Origin of the sequence: Mycobacterium sp. SMC-17, assembly GCF_045310915.1 — a bacterium.
Classification (GTDB): Bacteria; Actinomycetota; Actinomycetes; order Mycobacteriales; family Mycobacteriaceae; genus Mycobacterium.
Genome location: NZ_JBJIAK010000005.1, coordinates 1 through 23,686, shown reverse-complemented (window position 1 = coordinate 23,686; position 23,686 = coordinate 1). Strand labels below are relative to the sequence as shown.

Here is a 23,686-nt window from a genome sequence, read left to right as displayed (position 1 = left end):
ACGCCGGCACAGGCGCCGGATATCCTGACCGCTCACCTGAGTTCGAGGAGTTGTGTTGTTCAAGGTCAATGAGTACTTCGATGGCAAGGTCGCATCGATCGCGTTCGCGCCCGCCGAGGGCCCCGCGACCGTCGGCGTCATGGCCGTCGGCGAATACGAATTCGGCACCTCGAGCCTCGAGATCATGCACGTGGTGTCCGGCGCCCTGACCGTCAAGCTGCCCGGCAGCGACGAGTGGGAAACCTTCGCCGCCGGAACGCAATTCACCGTGCCGGCCGACAGCAAGTTCGGCGTCCGCGTCGAGGTCGAGACCGCCTACCTCTGCGAATACCGGTAACTTTCCGCCCACGGTGAACTTGGTCGCGACTTTTTCGCAAAGTCGCGACCAAGTTCACTTTGTGCACCAAGATGAGGCATGCCCTACGGACGCCTCGCTGATCCCGATTCCATCATCGGCACCGACCGCCGCTCTGACCCGCGCATGGTCAAGGCCCTCGCCGCATTCGGCATGGACGGCCGCCTCCCGGAACCGCCGCTGACGGTCGACGCCCCGCTGGCGCAGCGCCTCGAGTTCACCGCGTTCGCGGAGCAGGGGACCGGTGCCGTGCTGAAGATGCTGGGGGACCAGGCCCCCGCACCTGAGGGCGTCACCACCACGACCACCACCATCACCGGTGCCGACGGCAACGAGATCACGCTGTTCATCAGCCGACCCACCGATGCCGACGGTCCGCTGCCCGCGGTTGTGCACCTGCACGGCGGTGGCATGGCGATCCTCAGCGCCGCCGACATCCAGTACGTCCGCCTCCGCGAAAACCTTGCGGCCGCAGGCCTTGTCGTCGTCGGCGTCGAGTTCCGTAATTCGGGCGGCGCGCTCGGCCCGCACCCGTTCCCGGCCGGGCTCAACGACTGCGCGGCGGCCGTGCGCTGGACGGCGGCGCACAAAGACGAGCTCGGGATCAGCCACCTGATCGTGTCGGGGGAGTCCGGCGGCGGGAACCTGACGCTGACGGTCGCGCTGAAAGCCAAGCGGGAGGGCTGGATCGACGAGATCGCCGGCGTCTACGCCCAGTGCCCGTACATCTCGAACCGGTGGCTCGAGGACGCCGAGGACCTGCCGTCGCTGCGGGAGAACGACGGGTACTTCATCAGCTGCCTCCAACTGGCGCTGCTGGGTTCCATCTATGACCCCGACCAGCAGCACGCGCAAGACGGCACCTGCTGGGCCGGGGCGGCCACCAGTGTGGAGCTGGAAGGTCTTCCGCCGCATGTCATTTCGGTCAACGAGCTCGACCCGCTGCGCGACGAGGGCCTGATCTACTACCGCAGGCTGGCCGCGGCCGGTGTCAGCGTCGTCGGCCGCATCGTCGCCGGCACCTGCCACGCCGGGGACATCCTGCTGGCCGGTGCCATGCCCGAGGTCTTCGCCGCGACCGTCCGCGACATCGTCGGGTTCGCGCGGTCGGTCAGCTGAACGGCTTGCGCTGATCCAGCCGCCGCGAGCCCCGGCCGGCCCGGCGCCAGATGCGGGCGATCATGTCGGTGTCCTCCTCGGTCACGAGGTTGCCCATGGCCCGTACCGCGACCGTCATCAGGTACTGCGATCGCATCGCGACAGGCCCCGTCAGCGGCAGGAACTTCGGCACGGTCAGCAGGATCGCCAATCGGCGCGCCACCGAGAACCCGGCGGCGTAGTGCTGCTGCAGCAGTGCGGGCCAGGCCGCGCTGAGGTCACCCGAGCCCAGCAGATCGGCGGCCAGCCTTCCCGTCTCCAGGCCGTAGTCGATGCCCTCGCCGTTGAGCGGGTTGACGCATGCGGCGGCGTCGCCGACGAGCATCCAGTTCGGTCCCGCGACGCCCGACACCGCGCCGCCCATCGGCAGCAGCGCCGACTTGGCCAGCCGCGGCTGACCTTCGAAGCCCCACTCGTCGCGGCGCAGGTTGGTGTAGTGGGCCAGTAGCGGGCGCAGCGCGGCGTCGGCCGGACGTTTCTCGGTGGCCAGCGCACCCACGCCGATGTTCACGTCGCCGTTGCCCAGCGGGAAGATCCAGCCGTAGCCCGGCAGCACCTCCCCCGCGGGGGAGCGCAGCTCCAGGTGCGACGTGATCCACGGCTCGGCGTGCCGCGGCGTCGCGATGTAGGCGCGGATCGCGACGCCGTACACCGTCTCCTGGTGCCATTGCCGGCCCAGGACACGGCCCAGCGTCGAGCGGGCGCCGTCGGCCACGACGAGTTCGGTGCAGCTCACCTCTTGTCCGTCGTCGAGCTGCAACGTGGTCACCCGGCCGGCCGCATCGTGGGAGACGGCGACGGCCTTGACGCCCAGCAGCATCTTCGCCCCGGAGTCGGCGGCGACCTGACGAATCCGGTCGTCGAGCTCGGCGCGGGGAACCGCGCTGCTGGTGGCCGGGAACGACGGCCCCGGCCAGCGCACCTCGCGCTGCGCGCCGAAGCCGGCCAGCCGCAGCCCGTGGTGGCTGACGTGGCCGTCGAGCCAATCGCCGAGTCCCAGCTCACGCAGTTCGGCAATGGCCCGCGGCGTCAGCCCGTCGCCGCAGGCCTTGTCCCGGGGAAACTGCGCCGAGTCGATCACCAGGACGTCGCGGCCCCGGCGCGCTGCCCAGGCGGCAGCGGCGGAACCTGCCGGCCCGGCTCCGACCACGACCACATCTGCGTGCACGACCATGCCGCCCAGTATGTTGGACCCATGAAGACACCAGCGACAGTGGTCGCGGGCGTGGACTTTGGTGACGCCGCCTTCGCCGCGCAGGTTCGTGACGCGGTCGCGCGCATCGAAGACCTGATGTCGACCGAGCTGGGCAAAGCCGACGAGCTGATGGCCGAAGCGGTCCAGCACCTGTTCCAGGCCGGTGGCAAGCGGTTCCGTCCGCTGTTCACCGTGTTGTCGGCGTCGCTGGGGCCGGACCCCGACAACAACGACGTCGCGATCGCCGGCGCCGTCATCGAGCTGGTGCACCTGGCGACGCTCTACCACGACGACGTCATGGACGAGGCGCAGGTGCGGCGCGGCGCGGACAGCGCCAACGCCCGCTGGGGCAACAACATCGCGATCCTGGCCGGCGACTACCTGTTCGCCACCGCCTCGCGGCTGGTGTCCCGGCTGGGGCCCGACGCGGTGCGCGTCATCGCCGACACCTTCGCCCAGCTGGTGACCGGCCAGATGCGCGAGACCCGTGGCGCCCTCGAAGGCGCCGACCCCGTCGAGCACTACCTGAAGGTCGTGTACGAGAAGACGTCATGCCTGATCGAGGCGTCCGGCCGGTTCGGTGCGACGTTCTCCGGCTCCGATGAGGAGCAGATCGAGCGGCTGAGCCGGCTCGGCGGCATCGTCGGCACCATCTTCCAGATCTCCGACGACATCATCGACATCGACAGCGATCCCGACGAATCGGGCAAGGTGCCGGGAACCGATCTGCGCGAAGGCGTACACACCCTGCCGGTGCTGTACGCGCTGCAGGAGACCGGACCCGACGCCGACCGGCTGCGGGTGTTGCTGGCCAAGCCCATCGACAACGACGCCGACCTCGCCGAGGCGCTGGCGCTGCTGCGCGCGTCGCAGGGCATGGTCGAGGCCAAGCGCACCGTTCAGCGCTTCGCCGCGGACGCTCGCGCCGAGTTGGACAACCTGCCGGATCTGCCCGGCCGGTTGGCGCTGCTCAACCTGGTCGAGTACACCGCTGACCGCCACGGCTGACCTCCCACCGGGACACCCTGGAACCAGGCACCAGTTGCCGAGCGTTCAATTCAGTGAGTTTGACTGCGCTGGAGGAGGTAGCCGATGACGTGGAATCCGCACGCGAACACCGCGAAGACGTTCGCGCTGCTGGCGGGCTTCTCGACGCTCATCGTGCTGATCGGGTCGCTGTTCGGCAAGAACATCATGTACCTGGCGGTGCTGTTCGCCATCGGCATGAACGCCTACGTCTACTTCAACAGCGCCAAGATGGCGCTGCGGGCCATGCACGCGCAGCCGGTCAGCGAGATGCAGGCGCCGGCCATGTACCGCATCGTCCGCGAGCTGGCCACCACGGCGCGCCAGCCCATGCCGCAGCTGTACATCAGCGACACCGCCGCCCCCAACGCCTTCGCGACGGGACGTAACCCCCGCAACGCCGCGGTGTGCTGCACCACGGGAATCCTCAACATCCTCACCGAGCGCGAACTGCGCGCCGTGCTGGGACACGAGCTTTCGCACGTCTACAACCGCGACATCCTGATCTCCTGCGTGGCGGGCGCCATGGCGTCGGTGGTGACGGCGTTGGTCAACGTCGCCTACTTCATCGGCATGTTCGGCGGCGACCGCGACGACCGGCCCAATCCTTTTGTGCTGCTGGTTCTTTCGATCGTCGGCCCATTGGCTGCGACGATCATCCGGCTGGCGGTGTCGCGCTCGCGCGAGTACCAGGCCGACCAGTCGGGCGCCGAGCTGACGGGTGATCCGCTGGCGCTGGCGAGCGCGCTGCGCAAGATCACCGCCGGCGTCCAGCAGGCTCCGCTGCCCCCGGAGCCCCAGTTGGCCGACCAGGCCCACCTGATGATCGCCAACCCGTTCCGCGCCGGCGAGAAGATCGGCAAGCTGTTCTCGACGCACCCGCCCATCGAGGACCGCATCGCACGCCTGGAGCGCATGGCGGGGCGGTAGCGCCCGCTGTCTCGATTGCCCCTCTGGGCCTTCGCTACTCGGACTTTGGCGCCGTGGTTTCAGGGTGAACGGATGCCGTGGCTGATGCCCCATTGACCCTGTGCTGAGGGTCGTCGTCTCTCGCACTTTTTCGCCCTGGCTTCAGGGTGGATGCAGCACCGCCCGGTCGGGCTCGCCAAACTCATAGAAACATACCCCCTGGGGGTACTTGACGGACGCTCGCCGCGCTGCGTAACGTCGTCCACGTCAGGTACCCCCAGGGGGTATGCACACGAGAAGGGATTCAGCGATGACGGTGGCGGCAACCCCGAAGGCCGATTGGCATCTACGCGGCGAGTGGTTCGATGTGTGCAGCTGCAAGCTGCCCTGCCCGTGCAGCTTCGCGCAGGAGCCCACGCACGGCGACTGCCTGTTCACCCTCGTCTGGCAGGTGCACGAAGGGCATTACGGCGCAACCGATCTCAGTGGCCTCGGGGTCGTGGCCCTGGGCGAGTTCGCCGGCAACATGTGGATCGGTGACCCGGACGCCACCATGAAGCTGATGTTCTACATCGACGAGAAGGCCGACGCCGATCAGCGCGCGGCTCTGGAGCGGATCTTCCGCGGCGACGAGGGTGGCTGGCCGGGGGAGTTCGGCAGTCTGATCAGTGAGCTGCGGGGCATCGAGTACGCGCCGATCAACTTCGCCGCAGCCGACGACCTCGCCTACTGGCGGGCGGAGATCCCGGGCAAGGTCGACGTGCGGGTGGATGCGCTCACCGGACCGACGGCCGACCCGAACCGCCGCGTCACCACCGTCAACGCTCCGGGCGCGGAAGTGGGCCCGGGCCAGGTCGCGACGTGGGGTGTGGTCAGGAAGGCCGACGCCGTCGGCTTCGACTTCTCCCACGAGTACCTCGGCGCCTCCAGCAAGCACTTCCCGTTCGACTGGCGGCCCGACGGCGAACTGCCGAACGTCGAGCTGCCGTCCGCCGCGGAGGCGGCCGGCGGGTGCTGCTGCAGCTGACCGGGAAAGGGCGCGGACGTGGCACTGCGCCCAGGGCCTGCCGCTCTCGCGGGGTACGGCCCTGGGCGCAGGATCAATCAGGTACTACTCGGCAACCTCGACCAGACGGTCCACGCTGACCGGCGTCACCCGGAGGGCGGCCGCGGTGCCGATGTCATAGAACAACCCGATCACCTCGAGGTCGCCGGCGCGGTGCCGGGCCCGGACCAGCGGGTGGGCGGCGAGGGTCTGCGCCTGAAGTGCGACGTTGACCATCGACAGCTGGTCGACGACGCCGAACCCTTCCTCGGCCGCGGCGACGGCCACGGGGTGGCGGCCCTCGTCGAAGGCGCGCAACGTCGCATCGCCGTGCTCCAGCCAGGTGTGCAGGTGCTCGTCGTGACCCTGATCGCCGCCCAGCAGCGCGGTCATGGCGCCGCAGTTGGAGTGGCCGCACACCACGATCGACGAGACCTCCAGGACCTCGACGGCGAAGGCGATGGCCGCCTCGACCGAGGCGTCGGCGCGTCCCTCCGGGATCAGGTTGCCGACGTTGCGGACCGTCAGCAGGTCACCGGGGCCGCTGCTGGTGATGACGTTGGGCACGACCCGCGAGTCGACGCAGGTGATGAACAGCGTCTCCGGCTTCTGAGTGTGGGCCAGGTCCTCCATGTGCGGGCGCAGCACGGGTGCGGTACGGCGGTGGTAGGTCTCCAGGCCCTCCATCACAGAAGAGGTCTGCGGCTGCGACTTCCACGGGACGACACCCGAGCGCTTGTCGAACGGCGTGAACGTGCGGGTCGGCGGACCGGCCGCCGCACTGTGCAGCTCGGCGGTGCCGTGCTCGTGAATCTCGACGGAGCCACCGCCGGCGATGTGCTGGCGCTTCCACTCGTCGATGGTCTCGTGGGCGGCGTGGTCGATGAAGTCCACCGACAGCTCGACGGTGACGTCGGAACCGGTCGGCACCGAAGCCAGGGCCGAGGTCAGGCGCGGCAGCGACAGGAAGCTGACCGAGCCCTCGATCACGATGCGCCAGTCGTTGCCGGCGATGTGCTCTGTGACGATCTTGGCCCGGATCACGCGCCACACCGTCAGGGCGACTGCCAGCGCGAGGCCGATCAGCACGCCCTCGAGCAGGTTGAGGAAGACGACGCCGAGCACTGTGATCACGTAGACCGCGATATCGCCTGTGCGACGGGCGGTTTCGATGTGCACCTTCTTGACCAGCTGGCAGCCGATGACGATGAGCAGGCCGGCGAGCGCCGACGTCGGGATCAGCTGAGCCAGGCCGGCGAACGGCACCGCGAACAGCAGGATCCAGACGCCGTGCAGGATGGCCGAGGCCCGGGTCTTGGCGCCGGCGGCGACGTTGGTCGAGCTGCGGACGATGACGCCGGTGATGGGCAGGCCGCCGATGGCGCCGGAGAGGGTGTTGGCCGTGCCCTGGCCGATCAGCTCACGGTCGAAGTTGGTGCGGGGACCGTTGTGCATGCGGTCGACCGAGACGGCGGACAGCAGGCTCTCGACGCTGGCGATCAGGGCGACGGTCAGGACGCCGGCGATGATGCCGTCCCAGTCGCCCGTGGGCATGGTCGGCAACGACAACGAGTCCAACAGCGAGCCGTTGATCTGAATGCGCTTGACGTCGAACGGCAGCAGGACCGACAGCGCCGTCACACCGACGATGGCGACGAGCGGACCGGGGATCTGGTTGATGGGTGCCGGCACCCAGCGCCACGCCACCAGGATGACGATGACGAGCATGCCGAGCAGGAACCCGGCACCCTGGATGTTCATCAGCTGCGCCGGCAGCTGCTCGATGTTCTCCCACGCGGAGCTGTTGGATTTGCCGCCCAGCAGCACGTGCATCTGCTGCAGCGCGATGGTGATGCCGATGCCCGCGAGCATGGCGTGCACGACGACCGGCGAGATGGCCAGCGCGGCGCGGGCCACGCGGCTGAGGCCGAACAGAATCTGGAGGAGGCCGGCGCCGACGGTGATGGCGCATGTCACGCCCCAGCCGAATTCGGCGATGAGCCCGGCGACGATGACGGTCAGGCCGGCGGCCGGTCCGCTCACCTGCAGCGGCGAGCCGCCGAGGGCGCCGGCGACGATGCCGCCGACGATGGCGGCGATGATGCCGGCCAGGATGGGCGCGTTGGACGCGACGGCGATGCCGAGCGACAGTGGCAGTGCCACCAGGAATACGACAAGTGACGCGGGCAGGTCGTAGCGCAGTATGGCGCGTAGACCCTTTGCCGGCGGGGCGGTTTCTAGCATGCCTAGGTTTCCGTTCTCCGATTGTTGTCCGATGGACACATGTGCAGATGCGCTGCGCGAGGTTCGGTCCGCACACCCGCCGACACCATTGTCGATTAAACATGTTGCGAGACAACATGTTTCAGAACTGTTCGACGGTCGCCAACGATAAGCGACGTCAATTGCTAAGTGCGAGAGTATTTATCGCCAGACGGGGTCGCAAGGCGAGGAAGAGTTCCCATAGAGAACGCAAATCTTCTCCGTGGGCCAGAGGGTTGATCGATTGGGCGACCTGGGATACCGGCTTGAATCGATCCGGTCGGTATGCTCGTGATTGGGGGTCCGACCAGTCAAGATCACTGTATTGCAACGATTCTCGCGCATCACATCGGCTCAGGTAAGTGACGTGAGTCATATCCAGGGACTAATATTTGAACTCGGTATGAACGCAGTGACAATTTTCTGTGTTCTCAACACAATGGAAGAATGACAACGATGTCGGTACCACCACGAGAGGGTCACCCCCGGGCCGCCGTGCTCGGCCAGCTGCCGCGCATGGAACGTGCCGACGGATCCCCCATCCGGGTGTTGCTGGTCGACGACGAGCCGGCGCTGACCAACCTGGTCAAGATGGCGCTGCACTACGAGGGCTGGGTCGTCGAGGTTGCGCACAACGGCCGCGACGCGGTGACCAAGTTCGGCGAGATGGAACCGGATCTCGTCGTGCTGGACATCATGCTGCCCGACACCGACGGCCTGCAGTTGCTGCAGCGGGTCCGTGCGGCCGAGGGCTACACCCCGACGCTCTTCCTCACCGCGCGCGACTCCGTGATGGACCGCGTCACGGGGCTGACCGCCGGCGCCGACGACTACATGACCAAGCCGTTCAGCCTCGAAGAGCTGGTGGCCCGGCTGCGTGGACTGCTGCGCCGGTCCAGTCAGCTCGCGCCGGCGTCCGACGAGGTGCTCAAGGTCGGCGACATGGTCCTCAACGGCGCCAGCCGGGAGGTGACCCGGGCCGGCGAGCCGATCGCGTTGACCGTCACCGAGTTCGAGCTGCTCCGGTACCTGATGCGTAACCCGCGGCGGGCCATCGCCCGCGCGGAGATCCTCGACCGGGTGTGGAACTACGGATTCGGCGGCAAGTCGAGCATCGTCGACCTCTACATCTCGTATCTGCGCAAGAAGATCGACACCGATCGCGAGCCGATGATCCACACAGTGCGTGGCGTGGGCTACATGCTGCGCCCTGCCGACGCGGAGGACTAACCTGCCCGAGGTGACGCGTGTGACCCGGGTGCCGACCCGAGTACCTGCCCGTACCCCGGTTCGGGCGCCGTGGTGGCGTCCGCGCACCCTGCGCCGGCGGCTCGTGTTCGGCGTCACGTCCCTGGTCACCGTCGTGCTGCTGGCGGTCGGCGTGCTGTCGGTGTACAGCCTGCACAGCTACGTGTCGGCGATGAGCGACGCGGAACTCGAGCGCTCGCTGGACGCCCTCGGCCACTCCTATGACCGGTTGGAGATCAAGCGCGGCGATCCGGCCCACCCGATCGATGCCGGAGAAGACGGCCTGACGGCCTTCGGTGGCCAGGCGCCCGGAAACCTGATCGCGGTACTGCACAAGGGCGTCGTCGTGCAGTCGGCGGTGTTCCCCGACGGCGAACCGAAGCCCGTCCAGCCCGACGTCGTCAAGGCCGTCAGCGGGCAGCAGTGGACCAACCTCGGGCCGCGGACGGTGAAGCTGCCGCGACTCGGCTGGTACCGCATGGCGGGACAGGACGCCGGTGGCGGTGACGTGCTGGTCTCGGGCGTGTCCATGGAAGACGCCAACAGTGTGGTGGCGCGCAAGACCGTCGCGGTCGCGGTCATGACGCTGCTGGCCATCGCGCTGACCGCGGTCGGCACCATCGCGGTGGTGAACTATGCGCTGCGGCCGCTGAGCCGCGTGGCCTCGACGGCGGCGAAGGTGGCGACCCGCCAGTTCGGCAGCGAGGACCACCGCATCACCGAACGGGTCCGGCCGGAGGACACCGACCCGCGCACCGAGGTCGGCATCGTGGGGGACACGCTCAACAAGCTGCTGGACAACGTCGACAGCGCGCTGGCCGAGCTCGCCGCGTCGCACCGTCGCACGCGGCAGTTCCTCACCGACGCCAGCCACGAGTTGCGGACACCGCTGGCCGCCATCCGCGGGTACGCCGAACTGACCCGCCAGGACAGCGCTGCACTGCCCGAGACCACCGAATACGCGCTGGCCCGTATCGAGGCCGAGGCGCAGCGGATGTCCGGCCTGGTGGAGGACCTGCTGCTGATCTCGCGTCTCGAGGAGCATCAGGACCTCGAAACCGACGACGTCGAGTTGTGCGACGTGGTGATCAATGCCGTCAACGACGCCGCGGTGTCGTCGCCCGCGCACCGCTGGCGCTCGCGTCTGCCCGATGTGCCGGTGTGGGTCCGCGGGGACCCGGCCCGGTTGCATCAGGTGATCGGCAACCTGTTGGCCAACGCGCGTGTCCACACGCCGGCCGGAGTTTCGGTCACGACCAGCCTGACACCGGGTCCCGGATATGTGGAATTGGCGGTCGCCGATGACGGCCCGGGAATTCCGGAAGAATTGTTGCCGAATTTGTTCGACAGATTTGTGGTCGCCGACAAATCGCGTTCTCGCGTGCTCGGTAGCACGGGGCTGGGCCTGGCGATCGTGTCGACGATCGTCAAAGCGCACGGTGGTCGCGTGGAGGTCGAATCAAACACTGCGGGAACGGTTTTCCGGGTGCGGTTGCCGATGGACCGGGAAGTCGGGGAGTACGTGACGGTGAGTGAGTCGCACAACCCGCACGTATCTGAGTCGACTGTTTGAATTTCGCCTGAATTCGACATGATTCATGCGGATATCCGTATGGGTTCGGCCTGAGAATGTGTTTCTCTCCCTTTTTCGCGACTACCGTCGAAGTTATTGATCCAGCGCTGTCGGCGCTGGATGCGGAAAGGGAAAAACCATGAAGAGTTCCACCAAGATCTCGGCCGGACCCGGAATCGTCCTGGCCCTGCTGGTCGCGGCGGCCGCCCCGGCCGCGGCGCAGCCAGTGGTGCCGCCGGCGCCGGGGGAGTCTGCCTCGCAGACGATTCACCGGCTGCAGACCGAGGGCTTCCGGGTCATCGAGTCGCGCGTCGGCAGCGGATCCATCGACAACTGCACCGTCACCGCCGTCCGGCACGGGCGCGAGCTGTCGAGCCAGGAGGGCAAGCTGCGCGGTCAGAACACCACGGTTTACGTCGACCTCGGCTGCAAGTGATTTGCGGCTGACGCTGCGAGGCGTGGTCATTGGGTTCTACGCTGAGCGGGTGTTGAGCAGAATCCTGATCGGTGCGGTCGTGGCCGCTGGGGCGATCTCGTTGGTTCCGGGTGTTGCCGCGGCAGCTCCGCCGCCGGAGCCGGTGCCCCCGCCACCGGGACCCGCCGCGCCGAACCTCAACGGATTCAAGCCTGTCACCCCGTCGACCTACGCCAGCAAGGACGGCACGTTCTACATGTTCCAGGCCCCCGGCGGTCTGACGTGCATCATGCGCCGCAACGAAGGCGAGTACGGCTGTAGCGGCTCGATGCCGGGCGCCCCGGAGGGCACCAACGTGGTCGTCGGCCAGCAGGTCGGCGCGCCGGCGTTCAACACCCTGAACGGGCCGAAGTACGTCGGCGAGATGCCGGGCGCGGTGCAGACGCTGCCTGGCGGTTCCCGGATCACCTACCGCAACATCACGTGCGGTACCGACGGCACCATGACGGCGTGCGTCAACAGCTTCGACCAGTCCGGTTTCGTGGTCAGCCCGTCCGGCAGCTTCATCGTCAACGAGTCGAATCCGTTGCTGGACAGGCCGAAAGACCGCAACCCTTACTTCAACTGACCGTCGAGGTCAGAACCCCGCGCCGTGGACTTCGTGCCCGGGCTTCTCGAGCATGAGGCCGGCGTAGGCGTCCTCGACCGTGCAGCCGTGGTTGATCACCCGGTCCACCTCGCGGGCGATCGGCATACTCAGCCCGTGCGTCTCGGCGAACTCCATGATCACGCTGGCAGCCTTGACGCCCTCGGCGACCTGGTTCATCGAGGCGATGATCTCGTCGACGGTCTTGCCCTGGCCCAGCTGCTCGCCGACGTGCCGGTTACGGCTGCGCTGACTGGTACAGGTGACGATCAGGTCGCCCATGCCGGCCAGGCCCGCGAAGGTGTCACGATTGCCGCCCATCGCCACGCCGAGCTTGGACATCTCGGCCACGGCACGCGCCATCACCATCGCGCGGGTGTTCTCGCCGATGCCCAGGGAGTAGCCCATGCCGACGGAGATGGCGTACACGTTCTTGAGCGCCCCGGCCATCTCGACACCGATCACGTCGTCGGTTGTGTAGGTTCGAAAACGCCGGGTGCGGAACAGGCCCGCGAGATTCGCGGCGAGGTGCTGGTCCGGCATCGCGAGGACCGCGGCGGCGGCGTATCCCTCGGCGACCTCGCGGGCGATGTTGGGTCCGGCCAGGATTCCGGCCGGGTGCCCGGGCAGCACCTCGTCGACGATCTGGCTCATGCGCATATTGGTGCCCTGCTCCAGGCCCTTGACCAACGACACCACCGGGACCCACGGCCGCAATTCCTTGGCCAGCTCGCCCAGCACGTTGCGGAAGCCGTGCGACGGGACGCCCATCACGATGACGTCGGCGCAATTGGCGGCCTCGGAAAAGTCGGTGGTCGCCCGCAGCGATTCGGGAAGGGCCACCCCGTCGCCCAGATAGCGGCTGTTGCAATGCTTTTCGTTGATATCGGCGGCGGTTTCCGCCGACCGCACCCACTGCAGCGTCGGGCCGCGCCGCGCACAGATCGAGGCCACCGTGGTGCCCCACGACCCGCCACCGAGAACGACGACGGTCGGTACGCGCTGCGCTGATGCCATGGCGACAGGTTATGTCGCCGGGACGAGCGGAGCGGCGGGATTCGCGGAGTGTCCGGTCGATGGTGCGAAATGCAGGTTGTGTCGGTTGGTACCTCCGCGCTGTGCGACGATCGAAGGAGTGATCGCCGAGGGGGTGCGGCAGGGGTGACGGTGACGGTGTCGCGCGTGCGCGCGGCGAAGCCTGGGACGATGCTCGACGCCGCCGATGACGTACGGACCACGTCGGCCGCGCTGGAGATCGTGATCGGCGTCGAGCGCGGCCAGCTGGCCAACCTGAAAGCGAACTGGCAGGGGCAGGCCAGCGACGCCGCAATCGCCAAGGCGCAGCAGCTGATCGACGAGCAGGAGGCCTACCGGGCCCGGCTGGACAAGCTGGCCAAGGCGCTCACCGACGGCGGCAATCAGCTCACCTCGCTGCGCAGCACCCTGCTGGAATTTGTCGACACCGCCCTCATGCTGGGGTTCTCGGTCCGCGACGACGGCGTGGTCACCCCACAGCAGTGGCTGGTCGGCGACTTGGGACCCCTCAAGAAAGCGGCCGAGTTCTTCACCGACTCCATTCAGGAGCAACTGAAGGCCTTCGATACCACTGACACGCTCACCGCCACGGCGATCGACCAGGCAGTACAAGGCCAGAAACCCTCGGCGCCGGTCAACATCGGCGGGCAGGACATCCAGATTCCGCCGCCGGGGACCAACCCCGAGGACGTCAACAAGTGGTGGAACGCACTGACGCCGGAGCAGCAACAGCAGCTGATCGCCCGGCATCCGCCGGAATTGGGCAACCTCAACGGTGTCCCGGCCAGTGCCCGGGACGCCGTCAATCAGCAGGTGATGAACGACGACCTGAACCGGGTCCGCGACGTCGCGGGCCGCAATCACGTCTCCGAGGACGACGTCCTCAAGGACCCCGGCCGGTACGGGCTGACGCAGACCGACGCCACGCGGTTCTACAACGCCCGGCGCACCAGTGAAGGTCTCGCGCACCAGCGCGGGTCCGGCACCGACTCGAAGCGGGAACGTCCCGTCATGCTGTGGGCTTATCAACCGGAGGCGGATGGCGGACAGGGGCGGGCGGCCATCTGCCTCGGGAACCCCGACACCGCGGACAATACGACGGTGATCGTGCCCGGCACCGGCAGCAGCGTCCACGACGGCTGGCTGGCCGACGGCCATGACGATGCGATTCACGTGTACGACCAGGCGAGGCTGGCCGACCCGAACCGCTCCACCGCGGTGATGATGTGGATGGGCTACGACGCGCCCGACAGCTTCACCGATCCGCGCATCGCGAACCCGACCCTGGCCAGGCAGGGTGGCGACTTACTGGCCGCCGACGTCAACGGGCTGGCGGCGACGCATCAGGGTGCGTCGCACGTCACGGTGATGGGTCACTCGTACGGGTCCACCACGGTTGCCGATGCGTGCGCGGGCAGCGGTATGAAAGTCAATGATGTCGTGTTGATCGGTTGTCCTGGAACAGATTTGGCGCATAGTGCCGCAGACTTCCACGTCAACGGTGGCCAGGTGTATGTCGGGGCGGCATCGACCGATCCCGTCGCCCGACTTGGGATGGGCGGTCCGGGCGCGGCGCAATGGCTGAACGCGCAACTCGGTAATCCGCTGGGGCCGGTCGCCGGTCTGGGGACCGATCCATCGGCAGACGGGTTCGGCGCCACCCGGTTCCGGGCCGAGGTGGCCGGGGAAACCGGCTGGAGCATTCACGATCACTCGAAGTACTACGACATGGGCAGCGAGTCGTTGCGGGCGATGACCGACATCGCCAGCGGGCACAGCGAACGCCTCGCGACCGACGGACTCCTGGCGGAGGACCGGCACCGGCCGACCATCTCGACACCCGACCACATCGACCTGCCGTTCGGCATCGACGTCCCGGTACCGCACGTCGACATCCCCATCCCCGGGACCCCGGCATATTCGGATCCCGAATCCAATCGCCCAGGTGAGACGGTGAAGAACGACCATGAGTACAAGTAGTCGATATCGCGTCGGTACAGCGGCTGTCGCCGGTGCCCTGTTGTTAGGAGGATGTGGCTTGTTTCCGCACAGTGATCGTCCAGCGCACCCGATGACCGATGAAGAGTCCATGGCGCAAGTCCTCGACGCCGGTCGGCAATTGCGGAAAGTGGCTGGGCTGCAAGACGTTACCGGCGGCGGCTACCTCGCCTCCTGCAATGACGACGGCGCTCCGCCGAACCGCGGATACATCGAGATGAGTGCGCAACTGCCTCCCGGCGTCAGCGGCCACGACTACGCCGAACAGGTCAAGAAGGCCATGCTGGCCGCGGGCTGGTCGGACAAGCTACCCACCCAGCACAACTACGGCGGCACCATCAACCGGAACGGCGTCGCGATCAACATCGAGTACTACCAGGGCGAAAGCCGGCTCGCGTTCAAGCTCTACGGCGAGTGCCGCAACATGACCAACCATCACGGGGACAGCAAGAACGTCGGCACCCACCTGGACAAGGAGCTGAACAGCGACGGCTGAGCGTCAGCGGTAGTTGACGAACTGCAGCGCCACGTCCAGGTCGGCCCCCTTGAGCAGGGCGATGACGGCCTGCAGGTCGTCGCGCTTCTTGCTGGACACCCGGATCTCGTCGCCCTGAATCTGCGCCTTGACGCCCTTGGGGCCCTCGTCGCGGATGATCTTGGTGATCTTCTTGGCCTGCTCGCTGCTGATGCCCTGCTGGAGCGTCCCCGACACCCGGTAGGTCTTGCCGCTGGGCTGCGGATCGCCGGCGTCGAACGCCTTCATCGAGATGTCGCGACGGACCAGCTTCTCCTTGAACACGTCGACGGCGGCCTTCACACGTTCCTCGGTCGAGGAGACCAGTTCGATGACCTCGTCACCCTTCCAGGCAATGGTGGTGTCCGTGCCGCGGAAGTCGAAGCGGGTGGACAGCTCCTTGGCGGCTTGGTTCAGCGCATTGTCGACTTCCTGCCGGTCGACCTTGCTGACGATGTCGAACGATGAATCCGCCATTGGATTGCCCTCCGTATCTGCGCCCCTGGTCGGGGTCCCGTTTTCGTGTTCGGTACATCTTCGTTGTACTCTGCTACTCGCGCCAAACCCGGGGTCACCGGGAGGCGACGAACCCGGCAGGTTGCCCGAGCGGCCAATGGGAGCGGACTGTAAATCCGTCGGCGGAAGCCTACACAGGTTCGAATCCTGTACCTGCCACACTGATCAGGCCCCCTTTCGAGGGGGCCTGATTTCGTTTGGAGAGTCGATCGTCCGGAAGTTGTCCGCAGCGGCTTCGAAGGCGTCGGCCGCGGAGTCTAGATCATCTGGGAACAGATGGCGGATGGGTATGGGGCGGCTGGTTCGGCAGAGTTTCGAACCGGAGGCAGGCCGAGATGGGACCGTCGGTGACGGTGGGGGGGCGATAGTCTCCCAGGGTCGGATCGAAGTAGGGGGCGCTGTGGCTCTGACCACATCACTGGCAGGCCGTGTCCGGAACACAAGCCTGCCGAAGAGCCACGCACTCTTGCCGCTCCTCGAGGCGATCGTGAACAGCATTCAGGCGATAGATGCCCGGCCCGGGGACTCGGAATCACTCGGCCGGATCGAAGTGAGGGTGCACCGCGATGCCCAGGCGGAGCTGGACTTCGGCTCCGCAGGTCCTGGGCGGGCGCCCATGAAGCCAATCGTCGGCTTCACCATCGCCGATGACGGCGTGGGATTCACGCCGCAGAATATGTGCTCCTTCGAGACTCTCGACAGCGACTACAAGTCGGACCTCGGCTGCCGCGGCGTAGGCCGGCTTCTTTGGCTGAAGGCATTCGACAGGGTGTCGGTCCGGAGCGCGTACGAGGACGAGGAGGGGGAACTCCGGGGACGGCAGTTCAAGTTCTCGGTCGAGCACGAAGTCGAGCACAACGGAGACGCCGACGGGTTCGTACGTCCCGGCGCAGTCGTCAGTCTCGACGGCTTCAAGAAGTCGTTCCAGCAGCACGCGCCGAAGGGTGTCGACGCCATTGCACGCGAGGTGTTCGAACACTGCATCTGGTACTTTCTCCGCCCCGGCGGTGCGCCCGTGGTGACGATCGCGGACGACGATGAGTCAGTGTCCCTGGCCAGCCTGATGGACGAGTTCGTCGACTCGGCGATGTCGTCGTCGACGATCGAGGTCAAGGGTCAGAAGTTCCACATGCTGAACCTCCGGCTGAAGGCGACCGCGCGGAACTCTGTCCCCCGCCTCCACTGGTGCGCGGCAAGTCGCGTCGTCATCGAGGAGAACCTGAACGGGAAGGTGCCCGGGCTCCACGGCAAGCTCAAGGACGAGGCCTCCGGTGAGTTCGTCTACGCCTGCTATCTGACCTCGGACTTCCTGGATGAACGCGTCAGGTCTGATCGGACGGCCTTCGACATCGCCGACCGCATCGCGGGGGAACCGCTCCTCGACGACCTCTCGTTGGACGACATCCGTGATGCCGTCGCCGGGACGATCAGTGAGATCTTGAAGGGCCCGCTCGAGTTGGCTCGTGAGCAGGGAAAGCAGCGGGTACACGACTTCGTAACCAAGCGCGCTCCCCGGTATCGGCCTGTGTTGGCCACGATCGAGCAGCGTGGCATCACGGTTGATCCGTCGGTCAAGGACCAGGAGCTCGAATTCCAGCTCCACCGGCACCTGCAGAAGATCGAGTCCGAGGCGTTCGTTCAGGGGCAGGAGATCTTCGCGGAAGCCGACTCGGAGCCAGCGGAGGACTACGCCGAGCGTCTCGCGGCCTATCTCGCCACCGTCAGCGAGATCAACCAGTCAGACCTCGCCGCATATGTCTCGCGTCGCCGCACGGTGCTGGACCTGCTTGGGCGGCTGATCCGCGCTGATAAGGAGGGGAAGTACAGCCGAGAAGACGCGATCCACTCGCTGATCGTCCCGATGCGAACGGAGTCCAACGACGTCGCCTCCGACGGTTCGAACCTGTGGATCATCGACGAGAGGCTCGCGTTCCACGACTACCTCGCCTCCGACAAGACGCTGAAAAGCATGCCGATAACGGGGTCCGAATCGACGAAGGAGCCCGATATCCTCGCGACCCGGCTCATCGACGCTCCGGTGCTCGCCGCGGAAGGGCAGAAGCTGCCGCTGCCGTCGATCGTCGTGGTCGAGATCAAGCGCCCGATGCGCAAGGACACCACCGAGGACAAGAACCCGATCCAGCAGTGTCTCGACTACGTGAAGAGGATCCGCGCAGGAGGAGTACTGACCGCGACGGGGAGGCCGATCCCGCCCACCCAGGATCCCCCAGCGTTCTGCTACATCATCGCCGACCTCACGGAGAAGATGATCGAGCGGTGCGAGACTTCAGACCTGCGTCCCACCCACGATGGTCTCGGCTACTTTGGCTACAACAATGCCGCGAGGGCGTTCGTCGAGGTGATGAGCTTCGATGGGCTGGTTAATGCAGCAACTGAGCGGAACCGTGCCTTCTTTGACAAACTGGGCCTTCCCTCCGGCTAAGGCTCGGCTGCGAGCCCCCGGCCGAACGCGACCGTGAAGTCGTCCTGCCGGCTGGACGAAGGGCAGGGCATCCGTACCTCGCTGGGCGGGCCCGCAGCCGTCATTCACTATCGACGTGGCGGGTTGAGGTTCTGGCATGCCACGCGGCGTCCTCCCGCCTCCCAACCAGGCCTCTCGCCAGCTGCTTTCCACTCGCGGGCCATCGCCCGAAGCTCGGCACACACCGCCGCGCGGCGCAACTCGAGATTGCGGTGCCAGTGGCACATCCGACAGGAGCAGGCGCGGGGGCTGTGTAGACGAATTCCCAGTAGCCGCGGCCGATCCCGGCCGATTTTCCAAGAGGAGTCGGGGCCCGGAAGGTCGCACTCGCGGCCGCCGCAGCGGTGGACAGCGCGCACAGCGACTCCACGGCGGGTGACGCGGGCGCGGTAAGGCTTATGGGCATCGGTGTGGGACATGGCAGAACCCTCGGGATCCGGTAGCCCCGCCGAGTACGCAGAACGTCTACGGCGACGGAGCTACGGCATGATCCAGAGGCTGCCGGCCGAAGTCCTATTCACGAGTCGGAGGCTACTCGGCGGGGGCGACGTTCCGGGCAGAGTTCCGCTCACCAGCCCCACGCTAAGTCGCCGTTCAGGTCTGCCTTGCAAGTGGCGATCCCATCGATCTGCACGACACGGGCGCGCGCCCCGGGCTCGCTGCACGCCGACCCGAGCTGGACGGCGGGCCGACTCTGGTGGGTCTTGTCTCTCCACGAACCCGTCTCCATGCTGCAGTACAACGTGCCGTCGGGTGACACATCGCCGGACTCAGCCGGGGTGCACGGCTTGCCCTCGTACAGGAGGGGAGCACTCGTGGTCGTCGTCACCGCGGTGCGGGTCGAAGTGACCGCGGACGTCGCCGGCTTGCCCTCCCCAACGTAACCGCTTCCGTCCCAATGCAAGTCCTTGTTGGTCCATGTCCCCTCAGCGCATGAGGGTGTGCAGTCGTTCTGGTGTTCGCGAAGCACATATTGTCCGTCGACACCGGGACCGATCAGTTCGGTGTCGAGCTTGTCTTCACCGATGGTCCTGAACCCCTGTGCGGTCGGGACCAACACCAGAACCATTGCAGGGTTGTGAGCTCCGCCGCCCTTGTAGCGAACGAAGAGATTGCCGGTCGCATCGGAGGCCGGCTCGGCAAACTCGAACCCGTAGCCGAACTTGACGGAAAGCGGCATGAGAACCGAACCGGCGCCGGTCACAGCAGACACGCAGGCACCGTCGACGCCTGAGATGCCGTACGACGCTGCCCGGGGGATGACGAAAACCCGCATCCGGCCCAAATAGGGATGCTCAAGGTCGTGGTGAGCGCTGGCAGTGCCTGGGCAGCCTGCGTTTGGTGATGGGCTGTCGGGCAGCGGCGCGGCCTGCGCCGATGGCGAAGGAGTCACGGTTGCCGTTGTCGAAATCCCCGCCGTGCTGGCCGCCGGCGCCGCGGCTTCATCACTCCCACCACGCGTGACGTAGATACCGACCGCCGTCGCAGCGACCGCGACCGTCGCCACCACCGCCGCAGCGATCGGAGCCGTCCGGGACTTCGGCTGCGGCATAGGCGAGGCCTTCGTCGCGACCTTCCGAACCTGTGTGGGCCCGTTCGACGGCAGTGTCGCCGCCGCCAACGTCGGAGCGGATGCCGGATAGCGCACCTCACCACCAGCCGCCTCCTGCAGCGCCGAGACGAACTCCGCGCACGACTCGTACCGGTCGCCCGGCTCCTTCGCCAGCACCCGCTCGAACACTGGGTCCATCGCTGCGGGCAGGTGTGGTGCGACCTCGCTGATCCGCGGCGGGTCTTGGACCAGGTGCGCCTTCATGATGGAAGCGATGGTGGTGCCCGCGAAGGGCGTCCGGCCTGTCAGTAGGTGAAATGCTGTGCAGCCCAACGAATACAGGTCCGAGCGGTTATCGACCACCTCGCCCTCGATCGCCTCCGGCGAGATGTACTGCATCGTCCCGACGGTCATCCCGGTGGATGTGAGCGAGGTGGACTCGCCAGCCGCCTTTGCGATACCGAAGTCCGCTAGTTTCACCGACTCGATCTGCCAGGCACCGTCGGACTCGTCGATGCTCACCAGGAGGTTGGCCGGCTTCACGTCGCGGTGCGTGACCTTCTGCTTCCGCCAGGCGTAATCCAGCGCCGCGGCAGCCGCGCTGATCAGCTGGACCGCCAGGCCAGGGTCGAGGGGGCCATCGGCCTTGAGCAGCTCCGAGGCGTCCGTGCCGTCGACGTACTCCATCGTGATCCACAGCCGGCCCTCGAACTCGCCGCGGTCGTGCAGCGTGACGATATTCGGGTGGCTCAGCTGGGCGAGCAGGTCTGCCTCGCGCTGGAACCGGACCTTGAAGTCGTCATTCCGGCTGACCCCGGCGTCGAGCAGCTTCAGAGCATCCTGCCGCGGTAGACGCGGGTGCTGCACGAGGAACACCTGCCCCATACCGCCCGCACCGAGCGGACGGATCACGCGGTACCCCGCGATCGCGGTGATTTGCACATTGTGAGTGTGGCAGGTGAGTTGCTGTACGGGATCGGATCCGGAGCTGGTTCACACCAGGGACAGCGGGCCCGGACCGGCGCACTCCGTCAACGAGGCCGTGCGCCCAACTCCTCGCGGTACATGTCCTCGCCCCTGAGGCCCGGTAGCCGCTCCGCAAGGAGATTGCGCACCATGGTGAGGCGCCCCGGCCCGGCTCCGGCCTCGGAGGCGCTCGGCGCAGTCCAGCTTCGCTTGTGACAGAGCCGTTCCCATACCGTCCAGCTCACCATCTCAGGAACGTAATGGACTTGAGTTATCCCGTCGCTACGCGATGGACTGCTTGGGGTGATTCATCGTCGGGTCTTACACGCCAATAGCACGGGTCGGCAAACCTAATGGGGCCTCTCCCCGGGCTGATCGGAGCTGCATCCGGTCCACAACTAATGGAAGCCCGGACGTTGGGCTGACGGTGTCGCATTTGCTCTCAGGTTTTCGTTTAGGCTCGGCCGGTCAGCTTGTCGACCATGATTAGTCCTCAGGGCGAATCAGATCGAACTGGGGGTTGGGGGTTGGAAGGACACCATCATTTTTGGTCGGGTTGGGCACCGTTGCCGCTCGAACCGCTGCCTCCGCCACCTCAGCCACCTCCGATGCCGGCGCCGCCTGTCAGCGTCGTGCCCGCGTCACCTCCTGCAATCATCAACCTGCCGGCCCCGCTTCCAAAGGGTGTCTGGGAAATTTGGGCGCAGCCACTCGCGACTGGGGCGGCAGCGCTTGCAGCAATTTTGGCTGCTTGTGTCGCCATGTATGTGGCATTCAAGAATCGTCAGCAACTCGAGAAACAGTTCGTGGCATCCCATGGGCTTGAACAACTCCGCGGCCTGCGAGACAGATACACAGCGATCAGCGCTCAGCTTGATAGTTCGTCAGGAACGGTTCGAAGTGCAGGTGTCTATGCCCTCGGTGCTCTGGCGGACGATTGGCTCGCAAGGAACGACAGTAAGGAAGCGCAATCGTGCATCAATCTCTTGTGTAGTTATTTGCGTCAACCGTACTTGGTCCGGGATGAGGCAGACTCGATGTCTGGTTTTACGGTTCGTACTCAAGTCGATGACAAAGAGTACGTTGAAAAGCACTACGATTATCGCTCTGACGACGTCGATGTCCGCGATAACATTGTGTTGCTAATCAATAATCATCTACGTCGAGATGCGGCTATCTCATGGAGTGATCTGGAGTTTGATTTCAAGGGCGCATACCTACGTGCGGCGCGTTTCGGGGACTGCGTGTTTAGCAAGCAAGTCGACTTTAGTGGAGCCACGTTCGCGGGCGATTCGGCCAACTTTACTCGCACAGTCTTTCATCATTCCGCGCTTTTTGAAAGGGTGAACTTTTCGTGCCGATACGTATGGTTTGAGTCGACTCAATTTCTGGGTGGATTCGCCTCCTTTGACAACGCAGTTTTTTCTGGTTACTCGGTAGACTTCAAAGGGGCGGAATTTAAAAATGCATATATAGGCTTTGATGGCGCGGCGTGGCAATGCCAGCAGGTTGACTTCTCGGAAGTCGACATCGTTGGCAACCCGATATTTAATGAGGGCGGCAAGCCGCCAAACATCCGACCGGATATTTGGCCGCCGCGCGCAGCAGAAGCAGGAGTCGAAGGCGAGTCGAAACACTGAGCAGAAGCGCGACGCGTCGGCGGCCAGCTTGAGTTTCGCTGCCTCCACGTCGTTAGGATTCGACACATGGTCGAGTCGTCTTCGGACCGTGACGTCGTGCTCGACGTCGAGGGCTCCGGTGTGCAACCGCCGGTCGATCCCAAGATCCGCAAACAGTTCGCCTTACTCGAGCGATTCGCCCCGCCCATCGGATCCCGCTGGGCCACCGAGTTGTGGTGCACCCCGCCGATCATCGAGCAGAGCCTGCGCATGCCGCCCGGTGTCCAGCCGGGCGCACCGCTGGAAGCGCATTGGGACGGCCACCGCATCGCCGGGGAATCCTGGGGCGACGGGCCGCCGGTGTACCTCGTGCACGGCTGGGGCGGCCGCCGGCCGCACCTGGGCATGTTCATCAAACCGCTGGTGACCGCCGGCTATCGCGTCATCGCGTTCGACCTGCCCAGCCACAACGAGTCCGACCCGGGCGCGCTCGCGCCCGGACGCACCACCGCCATCGAATGCGCCGACGCCGTCGCGGCCGTCATCCGCGAACACGGGCCGGCGCACGCCGTCGTCGCGCACTCGCTCGGGGCCAACGCGACCACCATGGCCGCCGCGGTGAACGGCGCCAAGGTCGGCCGGTTGGTGCTGCTCGCACCGATGGGCGACTACCCGATGTACCTGGACCTGTTCGCCGCGCGCCACAACTTCGGCCCCCGGATCCGTGCGGGCCTGCAGAAGCGCCTGGTCCGCAGGATCGGCATGTCGCTGGAAGAGACCAACATGGTCAACCTCGCGGCCCGCGCGGGCCACCCGCCGCTGCTGCTCATTCACGACCCCGACGACCCCGACAGCCCCTACTCGTCGAGCGTGAAGCTCGCCGCTTCGTGGCCCGGCTCCGAGTTGCTCACCACGAAGGGTCTCGGCAAGCTCGCGCACTATCGCATGCTGCGGCACCGCCCGGCGATCAACGCCGGCATCGAGTTCATCGGCAGCCCGGTCTGATCACCGTCGAGCGTGGGGGATGACGTGGAGATCCGGCCGATTTTCCGCGTGAACCCCCACGCTCGACGATTCGGAATGCCGCTGACGGGTTAACGGGCTCTTCATGATTGAGGGTGTAGAACGGTCAGCTGCTGTCGGCCTGTGATTGGGGTGTCTGGTTGGCTGGG

Annotated in this window: 19 protein-coding genes and 1 tRNA gene; 15 read left to right on the top strand and 5 right to left on the bottom strand. The window is 66.3% G+C overall.

The genetic code is table 11. The features are described 5' to 3' along the window. Positions 1-55: 55 nt before the first annotated feature. Positions 56-337, top strand: coding sequence for a pyrimidine/purine nucleoside phosphorylase (locus tag ACJH7A_RS04935; RefSeq protein WP_029105179.1), 282 nt, complete (start codon positions 56-58; stop codon positions 335-337). A 78-nt stretch (positions 338-415) separates the two neighbouring features. Further along, positions 416-1,474 (top strand): alpha/beta hydrolase, encoded by a 1,059-nt coding sequence (locus ACJH7A_RS04930; RefSeq protein ID WP_267323980.1) that lies wholly within the window; start codon positions 416-418, stop codon positions 1,472-1,474. Here the strand turns inward: ACJH7A_RS04930 and menJ are convergent. Beyond that, positions 1,467-2,687, bottom strand: coding sequence for a menaquinone reductase (gene menJ / locus ACJH7A_RS04925; protein ID WP_406801498.1), 1,221 nt, complete (start codon positions 2,685-2,687; stop codon positions 1,467-1,469). The two genes, ACJH7A_RS04930 and menJ, sit on opposite strands and share 8 nt — an antisense overlap. A 21-nt stretch (positions 2,688-2,708) precedes the next feature. On the opposite strand from menJ, the gene grcC1 reads away from it, so the two are divergent. From grcC1 to ACJH7A_RS04910, 3 genes are all read left to right on the top strand, one after another. Beyond that, the gene (gene grcC1 / locus ACJH7A_RS04920) at positions 2,709-3,716 is read left to right on the top strand and encodes a nonaprenyl/(2E,6E)-farnesyl/geranylgeranyl diphosphat synthase (protein WP_061003352.1); all 1,008 of its coding nucleotides are present in this window, start codon (positions 2,709-2,711) and stop codon (positions 3,714-3,716) included. 84 nt (positions 3,717-3,800) lie between these two features. Further along, the gene (gene htpX, locus ACJH7A_RS04915; protein WP_267318861.1) at positions 3,801-4,664 is read left to right on the top strand and encodes a zinc metalloprotease HtpX; all 864 of its coding nucleotides are present in this window, start codon (positions 3,801-3,803) and stop codon (positions 4,662-4,664) included. Between the two features lie 289 nt (positions 4,665-4,953). Further along, the gene (locus tag ACJH7A_RS04910) at positions 4,954-5,670 is read left to right on the top strand and encodes a DUF1326 domain-containing protein (RefSeq protein WP_406801496.1); all 717 of its coding nucleotides are present in this window, start codon (positions 4,954-4,956) and stop codon (positions 5,668-5,670) included. 84 nt (positions 5,671-5,754) lie between these two features. Here ACJH7A_RS04910 and ACJH7A_RS04905 read toward each other — a convergent pair whose 3' ends face one another. Further along, a complete protein-coding gene (locus ACJH7A_RS04905) occupies positions 5,755-7,932 on the bottom strand; it encodes a SulP family inorganic anion transporter (RefSeq protein ID WP_406801495.1) in 2,178 nt (725 codons plus the stop codon). 465 nt (positions 7,933-8,397) lie between these two features. On the opposite strand from ACJH7A_RS04905, the gene ACJH7A_RS04900 reads away from it, so the two are divergent. The 4 genes from ACJH7A_RS04900 (at position 8,398) to ACJH7A_RS04885 (ending at position 11,814) form a co-directional block, all read left to right on the top strand. Further along, positions 8,398-9,180, top strand: a complete 783-nt coding sequence (locus tag ACJH7A_RS04900; RefSeq protein WP_064858471.1) for a response regulator transcription factor — start codon at positions 8,398-8,400, stop codon at positions 9,178-9,180. A 19-nt stretch (positions 9,181-9,199) separates the two neighbouring features. Next, positions 9,200-10,771: a sensor histidine kinase gene (locus ACJH7A_RS04895; RefSeq protein WP_406801560.1), complete on the top strand. Its 1,572-nt coding sequence runs from the start codon at positions 9,200-9,202 to the stop codon at positions 10,769-10,771. Between the two features lie 139 nt (positions 10,772-10,910). Continuing rightward, complete coding sequence (locus ACJH7A_RS04890) at positions 10,911-11,207, top strand: hypothetical protein (RefSeq protein ID WP_061003364.1); 297 nt, start codon at positions 10,911-10,913, stop codon at positions 11,205-11,207. A gap of 49 nt (positions 11,208-11,256) precedes the next feature. Beyond that, positions 11,257-11,814 carry a hypothetical protein gene (locus ACJH7A_RS04885; protein WP_234785478.1) on the top strand — a complete coding sequence of 186 codons (558 nt, stop codon included), beginning with the start codon at positions 11,257-11,259 and terminating at the stop codon, positions 11,812-11,814. Between the two features lie 9 nt (positions 11,815-11,823). Here the strand turns inward: ACJH7A_RS04885 and ACJH7A_RS04880 are convergent, their stop codons facing one another. Then, positions 11,824-12,849, bottom strand: a complete 1,026-nt coding sequence (locus ACJH7A_RS04880; protein WP_061003366.1) for an NAD(P)H-dependent glycerol-3-phosphate dehydrogenase — start codon at positions 12,847-12,849, stop codon at positions 11,824-11,826. A gap of 144 nt (positions 12,850-12,993) precedes the next feature. Between ACJH7A_RS04880 and ACJH7A_RS04875 the strand changes: the two genes are divergently transcribed. Beyond that, on the top strand, positions 12,994-14,847 hold the full coding sequence (locus ACJH7A_RS04875) for an alpha/beta hydrolase (protein ID WP_406801494.1): 1,854 nt from the start codon (positions 12,994-12,996) through the stop codon (positions 14,845-14,847). Positions 14,848-14,938: 91 nt separating this feature from the next. Next, positions 14,939-15,361: a hypothetical protein gene (locus ACJH7A_RS04870; protein ID WP_212806987.1), complete on the top strand. Its 423-nt coding sequence runs from the start codon at positions 14,939-14,941 to the stop codon at positions 15,359-15,361. A 3-nt stretch (positions 15,362-15,364) separates the two neighbouring features. On the opposite strand, the gene ACJH7A_RS04865 is transcribed toward ACJH7A_RS04870, so the two are convergent. Continuing rightward, positions 15,365-15,856, bottom strand: coding sequence for a YajQ family cyclic di-GMP-binding protein (locus ACJH7A_RS04865; protein ID WP_020101292.1), 492 nt, complete (start codon positions 15,854-15,856; stop codon positions 15,365-15,367). 115 nt (positions 15,857-15,971) lie between these two features. Between ACJH7A_RS04865 and ACJH7A_RS04860 the strand changes: the two genes are divergently transcribed. Both ACJH7A_RS04860 and ACJH7A_RS04855 read left to right on the top strand, forming a co-directional pair. Further along, a tRNA-Tyr gene (locus ACJH7A_RS04860) sits at positions 15,972-16,054 on the top strand. 241 nt (positions 16,055-16,295) lie between these two features. After that, positions 16,296-18,338, top strand: a complete 2,043-nt coding sequence (locus tag ACJH7A_RS04855; protein ID WP_406774359.1) for an ATP-binding protein — start codon at positions 16,296-16,298, stop codon at positions 18,336-18,338. A gap of 607 nt (positions 18,339-18,945) precedes the next feature. On the opposite strand, the gene ACJH7A_RS04850 is transcribed toward ACJH7A_RS04855, so the two are convergent. Further along, positions 18,946-20,871: a serine/threonine protein kinase gene (locus ACJH7A_RS04850; protein ID WP_406774360.1), complete on the bottom strand. Its 1,926-nt coding sequence runs from the start codon at positions 20,869-20,871 to the stop codon at positions 18,946-18,948. Positions 20,872-21,503: 632 nt separating this feature from the next. Here ACJH7A_RS04850 and ACJH7A_RS04845 point away from each other — a divergent pair. Beyond that, positions 21,504-22,535: a pentapeptide repeat-containing protein gene (locus tag ACJH7A_RS04845; RefSeq protein ID WP_406774361.1), complete on the top strand. Its 1,032-nt coding sequence runs from the start codon at positions 21,504-21,506 to the stop codon at positions 22,533-22,535. 66 nt (positions 22,536-22,601) lie between these two features. Next, a complete protein-coding gene (locus ACJH7A_RS04840; RefSeq protein ID WP_212806986.1) occupies positions 22,602-23,519 on the top strand; it encodes an alpha/beta fold hydrolase in 918 nt (305 codons plus the stop codon). Positions 23,520-23,686: the final 167 nt, after the last annotated feature.

Coding starts and splice junctions, on each gene's coding strand:
- ACJH7A_RS04930 (WP_267323980.1), top strand. CDS start 416: ATGCCCTACGGACGCCTCGCTGATCCCGATTCCATCATCGGCACCGAC.
- menJ (WP_406801498.1), bottom strand. CDS start 2,687: ATGGTCGTGCACGCAGATGTGGTCGTGGTCGGAGCCGGGCCGGCAGGT.
- grcC1 (WP_061003352.1), top strand. CDS start 2,709: ATGAAGACACCAGCGACAGTGGTCGCGGGCGTGGACTTTGGTGACGCC.
- htpX (WP_267318861.1), top strand. CDS start 3,801: ATGACGTGGAATCCGCACGCGAACACCGCGAAGACGTTCGCGCTGCTG.
- ACJH7A_RS04910 (WP_406801496.1), top strand. CDS start 4,954: ATGACGGTGGCGGCAACCCCGAAGGCCGATTGGCATCTACGCGGCGAG.
- ACJH7A_RS04905 (WP_406801495.1), bottom strand. CDS start 7,932: ATGCTAGAAACCGCCCCGCCGGCAAAGGGTCTACGCGCCATACTGCGC.
- ACJH7A_RS04900 (WP_064858471.1), top strand. CDS start 8,398: ATGACAACGATGTCGGTACCACCACGAGAGGGTCACCCCCGGGCCGCC.
- ACJH7A_RS04890 (WP_061003364.1), top strand. CDS start 10,911: ATGAAGAGTTCCACCAAGATCTCGGCCGGACCCGGAATCGTCCTGGCC.
- ACJH7A_RS04880 (WP_061003366.1), bottom strand. CDS start 12,849: ATGGCATCAGCGCAGCGCGTACCGACCGTCGTCGTTCTCGGTGGCGGG.
- ACJH7A_RS04870 (WP_212806987.1), top strand. CDS start 14,939: ATGACCGATGAAGAGTCCATGGCGCAAGTCCTCGACGCCGGTCGGCAA.
- ACJH7A_RS04865 (WP_020101292.1), bottom strand. CDS start 15,856: ATGGCGGATTCATCGTTCGACATCGTCAGCAAGGTCGACCGGCAGGAA.
- ACJH7A_RS04845 (WP_406774361.1), top strand. CDS start 21,504: ATGCCGGCGCCGCCTGTCAGCGTCGTGCCCGCGTCACCTCCTGCAATC.
- ACJH7A_RS04840 (WP_212806986.1), top strand. CDS start 22,602: ATGGTCGAGTCGTCTTCGGACCGTGACGTCGTGCTCGACGTCGAGGGC.